The organism is Chlorobiota bacterium (assembly GCA_016710285.1).
Lineage (GTDB): Bacteria > Bacteroidota > Ignavibacteria > OLB7 > OLB7 > OLB7.
Genome location: JADJXR010000001.1, coordinates 2677715 through 2692772 on the forward strand (window position 1 = coordinate 2677715; position 15058 = coordinate 2692772).

Here is a 15058-nt window from a genome sequence, read left to right on the forward strand (position 1 = left end):
TTTGCAGGACTATGAACTCCCTTGCCACAGCGGTGGCGCGTGCCGAAACTGAGCTGAGCGACGCAGCTGCGGCCATGAGCATTGGGAACATGGGGCGGGCGCGCGTCTCGGCACGGCGAGGGGTTGGCGCGTTTCTGCAAACGGTTGCGGCTGCGTTGCCAACGGACCCCGGGCCGCACGCAATGGCGAACCTCCGCTGGGTGCAGCTGCATCCCGAACTGCCGGATGAAATCCGTGCCGCCGCTGCCCGTCTTCTTGGCGGCCCACGAAACATCGCCAGGGGGGAGCAGGCCTCGGACAACCCCATCAACGATGCGCGAATGGTGATTGAGTACTTCCAACAAACATTGCCAGATTGCTCAACTCAATGCTAAGCTGATAAGGGACCAACCGGTGGAGAGGGCTGAAGCAAACGATTCCGCGAAACCCACGCGCTGTTGGCGACGCAATCCCGCCAGCTTCCCTTGCCTTCCCACTCCTCTCCCGTCTCTTTTTTTTGCAGCGGCAATGAATTGCTGGCGTTGGGCAATCGGTATCCTGTATTTTCCTCTATCTACTGTCCTCTGTCTCCGAACAAGCAACTTCCTTTCCCAACATAGATAGGCCTATGAAACGGTTCCGCATACTCTCGCTTGCTTTTGCATTGCTGACGTTTGCCACGGCGGCTGCGTTGGCGCAAACCAACAACAGCATCACGTGGAAAATGCTTACCCCAACCCTGAAAGGGAAACCCGGGGAGGTGGTGAACGTGAAGCTGCAAGCCACGCTGGTCCCCAAAGAACATCTGTACTCCACCAAGACGGCTGGGGCTTCGCCAACGGAGTTTACCGTTGGTGAGAAAGGGGCGTTTGCCCTGAACGGTGGGGTCCGTGCCGACCGGAAACCGATTCGTGGGTATGATGAAAACTTTGAGGACACCACGGAGTTCTGGGAAAAAGGGGTGACGTTCACCGTGCCGGTGAAGATTGCCAAATCCGCGAAGCCCGGGAAAACCAACGGGTGGGTGAACGTCAATTTCATGACCTGCAACGATGCCCGCTGCATCCCCCCAACGGATGTGAAACTGAGCTTCGCCGTGGAGGTGGCGGAGGACACCACCAACACCGCCGACACCGCCACCACCCCGCCACTGGCCGCGGTTGACACCGCCGCCAAGTCCGACACCGCTGCGGTCCCTGCAACCACCGATACCGCCGCCGTGGCGCAAGCAACTCCTTCAACCGGGGATAGCGGGGCAACAACCGGAACGCCGCAAGAAGGAAGCAGCGTTGCGGCCAAAGAGACCGATGAGCAAGAAGGGCTGCTGGGGTATCTGATCCGTGCGTTCCTTGCCGGGCTTGGCTCGCTGCTTACTCCGTGCGTCTATCCGATGATCCCGATCACCGTCTCCTTCTTCACCAAACGAACCCAAACCACCCGCCGCCGCTCCCTGCGCGATGCCACGGTGTATGCGTTGGGCATCATCCTGACGTTCACCGGGCTTGGCTTCCTGGTCTCCTTGATCTTTGGTGTCACCGGCGTGAACGACATCGCCACCAACCCGGTGGTGAACATCGTGATTGCCGGAATCTTCCTTGCGCTGGCCCTTAGCCTGTTTGGAATGTTCGAGATTCAAATCCCGACCTCGGTGCTGAACCGCCTGAACCGCACCGCCAACGAGCAAGGGAACAGCATCGGCGGGATTCTGCTGATGGGCCTGGTGTTTACGCTGACCTCGTTCACCTGCACCGTCCCGTTTGTTGGCTCGGTGCTGTTTGGCGTGACGCAAGGGGAGTGGCTGTGGCCGCTGATGGGAATGGCGGCGTTCAGCTTTGCCTTCTCGATCCCATTCTTCCTGCTTGCCCTGTTCCCGGCGTTGATGAAATCGCTGCCGAAGTCGGGCGGCTGGCTGAACTCGGTGAAAGTGGTGATGGGTTTTCTGGAGCTTGCCTTCGCCTTCAAGTTCCTTTCCAACGTGGACCTCTATTACAGCTCCGGAATCCTTACTCGCGAAGTCTTCTTGGCGTTGTGGGTGGCGATTGCAATCATCACCACCATGTACCTGCTTGGCCGGTTCCAGCTTCCGCACGATTCCCCCGTGGAGAAAGTTGGCCCAATGCGCGCAGTGGTTGCCGTTGGATTCCTCACCGTTGGATTATGGTTCGGCACCGGCCTGTTTGGCGGGCGGCTGGGGGATATTGATGCATTCATTCCGCCGCAGGAATATCCGGGCAAAGGGAACACCTCCTTGCTGGCAATCGTCACCGAGGAAATGGCCAACACGCTGCCAGCTTCCGGCAGCAGCGCGACGGCTGGGGGGGAAACCCACGACGTTGCGGGCATCAAGTGGATTGAGGATGACTTCGACCAAGCGGTGAAGGTCTCGCGCCAGACCGGCAAACCGATCTTCGTGGATTTCACCGGCATCTTCTGCACCAACTGCCGCTGGATGGAGAAGAATATGTTCCCCCGCCAGGATGTGAAAACATTGATGAGCAACTACGTCCTGGTCCAACTCTACACCGACCGCAAGGACTCGGCCAGCAAGCGGAACCGCGAGATGTTGATTGGCCGGTTCAAAACTTTCGCGCTCCCCTACTACGCGCTTATCACCCCCGACGACAAAGTGTTGGCCACCATGGGTGTTGACGGCCGCCCCGCGCCGGAGGAGTTTATCGGGTTCCTGAAAAAAGGGTTGGTTGGCAAAGAAGGGATTGCCCAAAAGTAGGTCCCAACTTCCAAGCTGCTTCCTAAGTAATTGCCGAACGCCCGCTTCCTTCTTGGTGAGGAAACGGGCGTTCTGTTTGTTCTGATCCCTGCAAAAAATCCAATTGCCGCACGGCCTCGTATCTCCCTTCCGAAAGAATTTTTTAGAGAGAGAGAAAGAGGTGGAGAGAGTGTGTGAATCTGGAAAGAGAGAGAGTCCAGAGGGAGCGAGAGGAAAGGGGAGAGAGAGGGAGAGTCCGTGAGGGCCAGGCGCTGCCAGCCCGACCAACGAAGCACGCGGCAGCTGCAAGTACAAGGATTTAGGGATACCGACGTACTGCGCAGTTGCCGCGCTGCTGTTTTTTGTACTGGCTTCTTTGGCGTGGGCACTACTTCAAAAAACGGATACTGAGCGGGTACTTCCAGACTTCGCCATTGCTGGATTTCACCCCGGCGATGATGGGGAAGATGATGCTGAGAACAAAGACGACCACAAGGAACGGGATGCCGATCAGCATGAAACTGAGTATCCCAAAGACGGCATAGTAGAGGACCTGCGAGATGATCCAGTTTGCGGCATTCCGCCCGTGGGCCTCGATTCCTGGCAGATCATTTTTCTTGGTCTGCCAAATGATAAATGGGAGGATGAAGCCGGCGAACGGGATAACAAACCCAGTCAGCATCGAAAGGTGCAAGAACATCCCCCAGCGTTGGGTTTCCGGGTCGGTGATGATGTCGTCATCTATGTCCATCATCATCAGGCTCTCGCTTTCCGTTCGCGTCTCCACGTGGGTGAACAATGCTTGTTTTGCCAGCGCGTACTCCTCATCGGTCAGGCCGCCGGCAAGGTGAAGCTGCTGCAATTTTTTTAGCCCTTCGGTAATGTCCATTTCTATTCGGTCTTGATTCTGTTGTCGCGTGGTTTTGCGCGTGCTGTTCGCGCCTATCCCCTGAAAGGTTTCGCCGGGTTCTTCCCTCCATCGCCTGCGCTCCTTTGTGGCCTACCGCCGCCCAGCCATTCTTTTCCGTTCATACTCTTCGCATACTCTTGGCTGGCGTTACCCCTATGTTGCCTCTGCGCCGCTCTGCGCCCCCCTCTTGCCGCCGCAAAGTTGGCATTTTTTTTCCTCCTTCTCCAATCTTGGCATCATTTGCCGGAAATCTTGGCTTGGCCGGAATACTTTGGTATCGGGTAGTTCCCCCCCCACGGGGTGAAGCCCACCATTACTGAGTCATTACGGCGATTCCAGACATCGAATGCACACCATGCAGACTTTCCGGTACTTCTTGCAGAGCTTCGTGAGCTTCCTTCTGCTTTCGGCAGCGGCGTTGGCGCAAAGCAAGCCCATTATTCTGAATGTGACGGTGGTCCCACCGTACGCGGCCACCCTTGCTGAGTGGGATCGCCACCCGGAGCGGATCATCATCACGCTAACCAACACGGACCCGGCCACAAGCTACAGCGTCCGGCTTTCGGGGACGTTGCAGGATAACATCGGGGGGATAAAGGTCACCACAAACGACGATTACCCGGTTACGGCCATTACCGTCCCGGCGGGCGGGGTCCGGACCGTGAACGGGAGTGAGTTGAAGATCTTCAACGCCAACGCCGTCTCCATCAGCGGTTCCGACAAAGGGGCGGTGGCACGCTCCGGCCAGCTGAACGAAGGGACCTACACCATCTGCCTGAAGGCACTGGACCACTCCACCAAATCCGAGCTTTCCCCCGCAGCCGGTTGCGCCAGCTTCACCATCCGCACGGTGGAGGCCCCAAAGCTGACCGCCCCCCCTTGCAACATGAGCATCACGCAGACGGTGGACCCGCAACTGCTGCTGCTGCAATGGACCCCGCCGGCCGGGGCCGCTGGCGGAATCACCTACACCCTGACCCTGGCCGAGGTGATCCCCGACGACCGCAACCCCGAGGAAGCGTTGCTGGCAGCCACCTCCCCCACGCTCTTCAAGAAAGAAGGGCTTACCGCGCCGATCTACCAATACGGCGCTGCGGACCCGCAACTGAAGAAAGGGAAAAAGTACGCCTGGCGGGTGCAAGCCATTGACCCCACCGCCGCCACCAACTTCCGCAACGATGGCAAAAGTGAGGTGTGCACCTTCACCTACGGCGACAGCACCCAGCCGAAGGTGGAGGACCCCGATTGCAAGAAGCCAACGTACATCACGGCGGCTTATCCAAAGGATGACATCCGCATCCCGTACCGCTTTGTCCCGGCGGTGGCGCAGTTCGCCCCGTACTGCAGCGACCTGAAGAAATTCACCTCCACCTTCGTGCTGAAGGATAACAACGGGGTTCAGGTGCAAAGCCAAAACCGGACGATTGAATGGGAGCACGGGCCGTTCAACAACCCAAGCCGCAAGCCGGATATGTTCGAGAAAAACCGGGCATCGTACGTGGTGGTGGGGCCGGACCAGAATGAGAAACCAGCCGACCGAAAAGATCAATTCCTTTCCCCAGAAAAAAGCTACACCTGGAGCGCGGAAATCACGATCAACAAAAACACCGGGAAGGATTCCGGCGACACCAAGCGGAAAATTACCGGGCGGTTCCAGGTGGGGATGGGCGCGCCAGTGCTGAACGAACCCAGCAACGGCGCGACCGTGCTTCCCGACACTGTGACGCTTCGGTTCTTGACCAGCAACCCCATTGATAAAAGCGCGCTGACCCTTCCGTTCGACCTAACAGCCGAGCCAAAAGGGGGCGGGGCGAAGTTCTACCAGATGGCCGTCAACGAGAAGTGGGTGCTGGAAATCGCTCGCACCCCCGACATGAAAAACCCGGTCTTCCGCGACACCGGGCGGATTGGCGGGCCGCTGGTGGATGCCCTTTCGCCAACCACCTCGGCAGCATTGCTGCAAAAGGAGATTTACCGCCAGGAAACCGTCCGGCCAAAGCTGACCAAAACAGGGGAATACTACTGGCAAGTGAAATGGATGGTGGACCCGAACGACGGCAACGACACCACCGGAAAGTTTTACAACAGCAGCCCCGTGCAGCGGTTTGTGGTGGACCCGAACGCCAACTGTTTCAACCTTGCAGCGGAGTTCCCAAAAGATCAATCGGCGATTGAGGAAGGCCGCCCAACGTTCAAAGTCCGGGTGTCCAACAGCGTGAAACCTGCCGAGATTACCGAGGGTGAGCTTCGCATCTGGCGCGGAAAAACCGCTGCCGACACCACCCCCGCAAACCTTGTGCGGGACCTCAACTTTTCCCGTTCGGCCAAAACCGCCGGCGGGGCCATGCGCGACACCGACGGCAACGGGGTTCCGTATCTGAACATCGTTGGCGACGTGATCCATTTCCGGGTGAACGATGCAGGGGTTCCGGTGGAGTTTGTGGCCAACGACAAGCAGGACTACGTGTGGCAGCTACGGCTGAAGCACAGCCAATCGGTGCGGATGGATGGCCAGCCATGCAACCGCACCGCAACGGCTTCGCCACTGTTCAGCTTCCGCAAGGACATGGGGTGCATTGCCCTAACGAACATCTGGCCCGCCAACGGCGACATGGCCACCGACACCAGCGAGCTGCTGGCAAAAATCAGCAAGCCAATCCGCCTTGCCAACACCACCCAACGGACGTGGGAGATTTACGAACTGCGCCCCGGCGAGGACCCACGCAGCGTGGTCCTGAAGGATGGCCGCGAATACTTCACCTTGCAGAAGCAGACCGATGACGTGTATGCCCCCGAAGCAACCACCAGCCTGATCGGCTACAAAATCCCCGCGATCATCACCGCGCTGGAGCAACAGGGGAAGGCGTTGAAGGTGGGCCAACGCTACGGCTGGCGGATACGGCTTAGCTACAACGGTGCCGGAATCTTCGCCGACGGCAGCGACTGCGGCCAGCAGGAAGCCACCGTGGAAAGCACCCCCACCAGCTTCGTCTATGGCGGATGCGTCACCATCAAGAATATCCTGCCTGCCGACGGCGCAACCATCAACGACCGCGATGGCGAACTGCAAGTGCGGGTCAGCAAAGCCTTCCGCATTGCCAACACCGTCTCGCGTGAGTGGGAAGTGTTTGCTTTGAAGGCCGACGAGCAAGCCAACATGGTGGACCCGAACGATGGCCGCCAGCATCACAGCCTGATGCTTGCCACCGCCGATGTCTATTCCCCCGATGCCTCCACCAGTTTGATGGCAATCAGAATCCGCACCCTGTTCCAGCAATTGGCAGAGCAAGGGAACGCACTGAAGCCGGGCCAACGCTACGGCTGGCGAATCCGCCTGAAGGCCAATGCGGACCAGTTCCTTGTTGATGGCAGCGATTGCGGCGGCGGCATGATAACGCTGCAGAGCGTCCCCACCAGCTTCCTGTACTCCGGCTGCGTTGCCGCAACCAACACCAGCCCCGCCGAAGGTGAAATTGCCACCGACAGCACCGGCGAGTTCCTTGTGAAGCTCTCCAAAAAAATTCGGTTCGGCTCGGTCAAACGCCGCGTGCTGGTGCTGTGCCAGCTGAAGCCCGGGGAGGAGGCCAGCAAGGTGGATTTTGGCGACGGACGGTTCACCTACGAATCCGATTTCCCGTTCGCCACGCAGCGGGACCCGAACGCCTTCAACGACCTGATGGCTATCTACCTGAAAACCGTGGTCCAGAAGATGCCGAAGGGAACCCCGCTGATTACCGGCGAACGCTACGCCTGGAAACTAAAACTCTATTTCGATGGCGATAAAGCAATCGAAGGGGGAGAGTCGTGCGCGAAGGATGCCGTGGTGGAAAGCACCCCCACCAGCTTCATCTACGGCGGCTGCTTGGCCATGCGGAACATTTCCCCCGTTGGCGGAATCACCGCCGCCGATGGCGATGAGCTTACCGCCATGTTCTCCCAAAAAGTCAAAGCCAACAACATTGCCGGCCACATCTACGAACTGTGCCAGCTGGTTGGCCAGGAGGACTCGCTGACGCTGCTGATGAAATCCGAATTCGACCTTCTCCGCTACGATGCCAGCATCAACGACCTGCTCCATGCCGGAAGCATCAGCGACCGCTACGCAATGCCGATTGAGCGATTGAACAAGGAGCTTGCCAAGCAGGGGAAATCGCTGAAGATTGGTGCGCGGTATGCCTGGCGGATCCGCGTGCAGTTCGACGGCAACGGAATTTTTGCCGATGGCGGATCGTGCGGGGGGGCAAACGCGGAGCTGGTGACGCGCCCAACAACCTTCATCTATGGCGGCTGCTTTGCCGTGACCGGAACAACGCCAAAAAGTGGCGACACCGTTAGCGGCGTGCCGAACTTCACCTTCCGCACCGCGCCCGTCGTGGACCCCAACGACTTCACCAGCGTGGCCCTGAAAATCTGGAAGAAGAAATCGGGACAAAGCGTTGAGGATGCCGCAAAAGGGACCCCAATCTACGACCACCTTGCCGGCGATGGCAACGGCGTTGGCGTGCAGAAAAATCTGGGCGATGGAATGAGCGCCACCAAGCTGGCGTTCTACTTCGAGCCGATGGATAAAACCCAGAAGATGCCCACCGAGTGGCGCATTGTGATGGGGGACGACAAGTTCAAGTTCCGCACCGAGGCCGAGCAGGAGTACGTTTGGAAGGTCGAGACGACGATCTTCACCCCCGACTCGGTTGCCTGCAAACGGGACGCGACATCGCCAGCAATGGCGTTCATCGGCGGCGGAAACGATTGCCTGACGATGAAGAACGCCTACCCCGCCGACGGCGCGGTGATGACCGATGCCGAAGAGTTCCGCGCACCCCTGAACGCCTCGGTAAAAACTGCGGCGGTCAGCAAGCGGGAGATTGTTTTTGCGGCGATGAAGGAGGGGGAGAAAGTGGAGGAGATAGACTTCCAGAAGCCGGAGGGGCGGACGGTCATCACCTACGACATCCCGATTGACCGGAGCAAAGCGCCCGAGACCTTCAGCCTGTTGGCGGGAATGGTTGGCAAGTACAACGCCGCGCTTCCGGCAGCCAAAAAACTGAAGCAAGGGGAACGCTACGCCTGGTTCTACCGCATCACCTACAACGGCGAGCACGCGCTGGCCGACGGCAGCTCCTGCGGCGGACCAAACAGCGTTCTGGAAAGCGACCCCACAACGTTCATCTACGGCGGATGCCGCTACATCGTGCCGCTGACCCCAAAGGAAGGGGAGAATGTTGAGAAGCAACCGAAGTTCACCGTGCGGATTTCACCGGCGGTGGACCCCAAAGATTGGGGCCAGGTGGAACTTTTCATCTGGAAAAAAAGCGCGGGCCAAAGTGCCGCCGATGCTGCAACCGGAACCGCCATCTACAACAAACTTTTTGTTGAGCCATCGCGCGCCGGCGAAACACGGACCATGAACGGCGTTGAGGTGACCACCAGCGGCGATTACGTTATCGCTCCGCTGAACCTTGCCAACGGCAAAGCCACCGATTGGGAGCTTCGGATGACCCAGGACAGCAGCCGGTTCAAGCCGGAAGAAGGGATGGAGTACGCCTGGAAACTGACCACCGATCAGTTCACAAAACCGGAGGACACCTGCGGCAGCCAGGCCGCCACCGCGTTGGCGACCTTCGGCTACAAAAAATCGGCCGACGACGAAACCTGCCTAATCGTAAAAGCCGGAACGCCGGAACCGGGCGGGGTCCACGACCTGAACGACAAGCCGGTGTTCAACGTGATTGTGCAGGAAGGAATCCGCAAGGAAGGGATCACCGGCGGGCGATTGCAGGTCTGGAAATTGAAGCAATTCCAGAAGATAGATTCCGTGGTGAAGGATGCGCCGATCTTCGACGAATCGTTTGCCGGGAACGACTCCACCAACGTTCGCATCGTTGCCAACACGGCCAACACCACCGGCTTGGAACTGGCGTTCGTGAACACAAAGGATGCGAAAAAAACCTTCCAACTGAAGGACTTCGGGGCAACCTACGTCTGGCGGTTCACCCTGAAGATTGATGGGAAGGAAATCCTGCAGGACCGCTCGGCAACGTGCACCGAGGATGCGATTGTTGGGAAGCTGGCGGCGTTCGAGTATCAAGCCCCATCCAAAAACAACTGCGACGACGGCGGAACCGGAACCGAAGCCCCAGACATCAGCGACAAGACGCCATCGAAAGCACCCAGCTTTGTTGGGACCAGCATCAAGGTTGGGCTGTTCCGCATGAACGTCACCGAAGCCAGCGGCGACGGGGCAGGGCTAAGCGGAAAAGGAACCATCCAGATGAAGTCCCTGAAAGGTCCAATCAAGGTGGAGTTCAGCGGCATAAAAGTCAACAGCGACAACGCCATGTACGACGGCGTGGTGAAAGCCGTGATGGACGTGCAGAACAGCACCATCACCTCGCTGGTGAACGCCGTGGGCCGGAAAATGGACCTTGACCAGGGGAAGGCCGAAGCCATTGACCAAGCGATCCAAAGCGGGAAACGATTGGTCTCCATGCTGGTCAGCAGCGACCCGATTGGCCTGCCGATTGGCTTCGATGCAAACGTGGAAGGGAAGAACTACACGCTGGGAATTATTGGGATGAGCTTCACCCCCAAAAAAGGGACCATGGCCTGCGCCTTCCGATTGGAAACGCCGGACCTGACCAACGGCCAAAGCACCAATTTCATTGACTTCGGCGCGCGCGACTTGGTCTTTACTCCAAGCTCGTTCGGGGCCTCCAACGGCACCATGAAACTCTACGTGGCGGGCGACTTCACCCTTCAGCTTGGCGGCGGAATGGCGCTGAAACTGAACGCACCAAAGGAGAGCGAGCTGGACGACGACAACAAGGGGACCTACGTGAAACTGAAGTGCGGCAAGTTCGACGGGCTTCGGATTGACGCTTCGGCGATCTTCCCGCGTGAGTGGCTTGTTCCGCGCAACGCCGACGGAACCGCCAACACCGACGAAACCAAGAAGGTCCAGGCGAACTTCGTTGCACAAATCCGCGACTGGAACAACTGGATGGCAAAGGTCAATCTGGATAAATGCTTTATCGCCAGCAACGACGGCTTTGGCCTTGAGGTCCAGGAAATGGCCTACGACCACAGCGACGTGGTGAACCCCGAAGGAATCAAATTCCCCGACGGCTACACGAAGGACAGAAGCAACTTGTGGCGCGGCTTCTACATCAAGCGCGCCGCAATCTCGCTGCCAACCGAATGGTCCGCCACCGACCAGGAAGGGAAGGGAATCAGCTTTGCGGTGGAGCATCTGCTGGTGGACAAAACCGGCTTAAGCGCAAACTTCATGGTGGAGAACGTGGTGAACTACGGCAAGCTGGCCGGATGGGGGTTCACCCTGGATAAGATCGGCGTGGAGATCGTCAGCAGCAGCTTCAAGAAGGGGTATCTGAACGGCAGCTTCAAAACGCCGATTGCCGATGAATCCATGTACTACTCCGCGCTGATTCAGCAAGGCAAAAACGCCGCCACCGGCAAAAGCCAGCTGCAATGGCAGTTCCAGTTGAAGATTGAAGAGAACAAGCCGCTGAAGGCCACCTTCTGGAAAGCCGCGTTGCACCTGAAACCTGGAAGCAACATCACCATTGGCAACGTTGCTGGGCAAGGGAAGTTCAACGCAAAAGCCGACTTGACAGGCCACTTCAGCATTGACTACGAAGAGTACAAACTGAAGATGGAGGGCTTGCGGTTCGAGAATCTTGTGGTGCAGTCCAACCCGCCAAAAGGGGAGAAGCGTTTCAGCTACAAGGCGTTCAGCTTCACCTCTCCACCAAAGAAAATGGGGGGCTTCCCGCTTTCGATCGAGAACATTGAGTTCGCCACCGACGACGCAAGCATCGGGCTGAAGTTCGACCTTACCCTTGCCCTTGCCGGGGATAAAACCAGCATCGGCGGCAAGCTGGGGCTGATGGTGAAAGCCAAACTGAACCTTGACGCAAAGGAGTGGGGCCAGAAGTTAGAGTTCGACGGAATTGACCTGACGAAGATCGCCGTGGAAGCCGATATGGGGGCGGTGAAGATCAAAGGGTTGATTGAGTTCTATAAGAAAGATGCCACCTTCGGCGACGGGTTCCGCGGCATTGTGGAATGCTGGATTCTGAAGAACATCTACGTTGGCGTAACCGTGCAGTTTGGCACCAAGCCAAGCGCAATCAACCCGGGCGAAGACTTCCGCTACTGGTACGTTGACGCAATGGCGCGATTCAACCCGGGAATCGTCCTTGGCCCGGCGATTGGCATCTACGGATTTGGCGGCGGCGCGTGGTACCACATGGCCCCGAAAAACCAGCTGGACCCAACCTTGCTGATGAAGGCCCCGGAAAACAGCGATGCCTCCAAAAACGGGCTTCCCAGCAAAGTTGGCGCAACCCTTAGCGGCGAAGAATACGTGCCGAACGAAGGGACGCTCTTCGGGTTCAAAGCCTCCGTCACCATCGGGACCGTTCCCGATCCAAAGCCGGTGAATGCCGATGTCCAACTCTCGATCAGCTTCACCAGCAGCGGTGGGTTGGAGCGGATCCGTTTCGACGGAAGCCTGTACATGGCCTGCGACGTGATCGAACGGAAGGACCCCGCGCTGAAAGCCAGCGTCTCGATCCTGTACGACAACGTCAACAAAATCTTCCATGCAGCCTTCGAGATTGACCTTGATTTCAAGGTGGTGAAAGCCCACATCCCAGCGGTGATTCATGTTGAGCCGAAGTGGTGGCAAGTGAAGTTGGGCGAGCCGAAAAACCGGATGACGCTGGATGTGAATTTGGCGGTCATCAAGATGAAGTTCAAATCGTACATCATGGCCGGCGACAGCTTGCCGCCGCTTCCGGACCCGCCCGACGAGGTGCTGAATAAACTGACGGCAGAGCAGAAGGAGAAGATCAAATCGAAGCCGATGATTGGGCGTTCGGCAAGCGGGTTCATGTTCGGAACAATCTTCCAGGTTGGCCCCATCGGCGGCGAGTTCCTGATCTTCTACGGAAGCCTGGACCTGGGCGTTGGGTTCGATGTTGAAGTGAAGCAGTTCAAAGGAATGTCGTGCGGGAACTCCGAGGGTGGTGGCCAAATCGGCTTCAACGATGGGTGGTATGCCCAGGGCCAGGCCTACGCTTGGATAGATGCCAGCATCGGCATCAAGATCAAGCTGTTTGGGGCCGAGCGGAAGTTCCCAATCATTGCCTTCAGCGGCGCGGCACTGCTGCGGATGGGCCTGCCAAATCCAACATGGTTTGAAGGCTACCTGGCGGCGAAGTACGAAATCCTGTTTGGGCTGATTAAGGGAACCTGCCACTACGAGTTCTCCGTTGGCGACCAATGCCGCCCGCGCAAAGGCGACCCGTTCACCGAATCGGTTCCGATGATCGAGGACATCTCGCCAAAAGCCGGGGCAACCAATATCCCCGTGCTGGTAACGCCCGAGGTAAGCCACAATTTCCCGTTGGGAACGCCCTTCGAGCTGAAGGATTTGAACGATGAGAAAATCGTCCACACCTATCGGATTCTGGATCGGGATCCGGTGATGACCTACGCCCCGCCAGGCGGCGGAACCATCACCGAGCCGACCTCCATCACGTGGTCGCAAGGAAGCCGGGCTTCGCAGATCAGTCCGCAGAATATGCTGAACGGATACCAGCAGTATAAACTCTCGATTGCTGCCTATGCCGAGGAGTACGCGCCGAACCGCAGCACCCTGGGCGGGACGTGGGCACCGGCAACCTACCCGAACCCGAACGACCCAAGCAAGCTGGACCCGATTGCGGACCAAACCGAGGAGACCTACTTCACAACCGGTCCGCAGCCCGATTATATCCCGTGGGACAACGTGGAGTATGCCACGCCTGGGGCGCGCCAGCGGTACTTCCGGACCGATCATCCCGGGCCGTACAACTTGGGGACGAACGGGTTCATCCAGCTGCGGCGGGACCAGGGATATTTGCTGACCGAAAAAAGCGACGGAGTGGTCCAGCAGAAACTGAAGGTGCGGTTTATTCCGCGCGGTGGAACCGGGGGGGATACCATTGTGGAGGATGTGCGGTACTACCCGGCATTCTATCGCCAAAAAGCTGGCCTTAGCTTCTCCGTTGCGCGGCTTAGCACCAGCACCCTGTACCGGATGGACGTCTTCCGCGAGACCAGCTACCTTGCCGGGAAAGCGGGCCAAGCCAGCCAACTTCTGGAGAAGATTGACACCACAACGTTCACCGCAGTGGTGGAGGAGAGTGGCGGAGCCGAAACCGACGCGCAAACCCGAATGGTACGGGCAACGTTGGAACGCGAAAACCGGAAACTTGGCGGCATCCGTGTGAACCCGCTAACCGGGGCGCAGGAGAAGATGCTGTGGTACAACGACTTTGCCACAAGTGCCTACACCACGCTGCAGGGGAAGATGATGGGGGTGCGGGCAAAGCGGGTGGACCGCCAAAGCGACCGCCGCCTGGTGTTCCATTACGACAGCTTCGAGCCGTTCGATGGATACGACATCAACGAGGTTGCGGTGGAAGCGAACGTCCCGGGCGATTGGAACTACAACGTCTTCATGCGGAACATTCAATCCCGCATCCTGCAGTACGACGTTCCAAAGCCGCCGGCCTACACCGGGTACTTCTACCACTTGGGCTACTACTACACCAACGGCAGAAGGGTGGAATGGAACCGCGTGCAGAACCTTCCGATGACACGCTACATCGGCGAGAACCTTCAGGACGCGGCCTACCAGGTCCCGGCGTGGCTTGCCTACATTGACCGCTCCTGCGCGGTGGAGCCAATTGCCGATTGGGAGCTGGCAAGCGGCACGCTGAACCCGAACCCACGTTCGCGCTGGTCCTACGGCCAGGGGGGGTGTTGGGAGTGCGGCCCCGAGCGATTCCCGAACGGCACGCCAGGGACGCTGTGGGTCCAATACCGCTACGAAGAACACGCCTGGAACTTGGGCATGCGGATGGTGAACGCCGCAAGCCAAGCCTACTCCATGGCGGTGTGGGGTGAGTATCAATGGTTCCGCACCGCAAGCGGGCGCAGCGAGCAGTTGCTGATAAAAACGGAGTACTGGGATGACTTCTTGAAGCCTTACTGGTACCTCCATCTTGGTCAGCTTGAGTACGACCGCTCGGCCCTTAGCCGCTTCTATTCGCTGCCGCAGGGGTGGTATCAAATGAACTTCTTCGAGTCACGCGGCGAGACCTTCGAGTCGGTGACGCGCAACCCGCGCTCGATGATGTGGCAGTACAACAACACAACCTACACCTACAGCCGCGCAGGCGGACTCTAGCCGACAGCAGCCGCCATATTCCCGGGCGCAGTTCCGATTCCATTGCTGGATGCGGAGCTGCGCCCGCGGAGCATTCTCCCGCCCCCTCCACGTGTTTTTTGGGGGAGATTTTTTTTGGGGAAATCCAACTTTGGCATTCTTTCCCCCCAATCTTGGCATCGCGCCAGTAGATTGATTGGTGTGGGGGAAACCCTTTCCTATT

At 58.4% G+C, this 15058-nt stretch carries 4 protein-coding genes; 3 read left to right on the forward strand and 1 reads right to left on the reverse strand.

What is annotated here, in order from left to right; genetic code table 11:
* Window positions 1–11 precede the first annotated feature (11 nt).
* Entirely contained in the window at window positions 12–374 is a 363-nt protein-coding gene (locus IPM61_09765; protein MBK8911600.1) for a hypothetical protein, read from the forward strand.
* A 233-nt stretch (window positions 375–607) separates the two neighbouring features.
* Entirely contained in the window at window positions 608–2707 is a 2100-nt protein-coding gene (locus IPM61_09770) for a thioredoxin family protein (GenBank protein ID MBK8911601.1), read from the forward strand.
* Between the two features lie 367 nt (window positions 2708–3074).
* On the opposite strand, the gene IPM61_09775 is transcribed toward IPM61_09770, so the two are convergent.
* Complete coding sequence (locus IPM61_09775) at window positions 3075–3575, reverse strand: DUF4870 domain-containing protein (protein ID MBK8911602.1); 501 nt, start codon at window positions 3573–3575, stop codon at window positions 3075–3077.
* Window positions 3576–3951: 376 nt separating this feature from the next.
* On the opposite strand from IPM61_09775, the gene IPM61_09780 reads away from it, so the two are divergent.
* Window positions 3952–14856, forward strand: a complete 10905-nt coding sequence (locus IPM61_09780) for a hypothetical protein (GenBank protein ID MBK8911603.1) — start codon at window positions 3952–3954, stop codon at window positions 14854–14856.
* The last annotated feature ends 202 nt before the right edge of the window (window positions 14857–15058 follow it).

Coding starts and splice junctions, on each gene's coding strand:
- IPM61_09765 (MBK8911600.1), top strand. CDS start 12: ATGAACTCCCTTGCCACAGCGGTGGCGCGTGCCGAAACTGAGCTGAGC.
- IPM61_09770 (MBK8911601.1), top strand. CDS start 608: ATGAAACGGTTCCGCATACTCTCGCTTGCTTTTGCATTGCTGACGTTT.
- IPM61_09780 (MBK8911603.1), top strand. CDS start 3,952: ATGCAGACTTTCCGGTACTTCTTGCAGAGCTTCGTGAGCTTCCTTCTG.
- IPM61_09775 (MBK8911602.1), bottom strand. CDS start 3,575: ATGGACATTACCGAAGGGCTAAAAAAATTGCAGCAGCTTCACCTTGCC.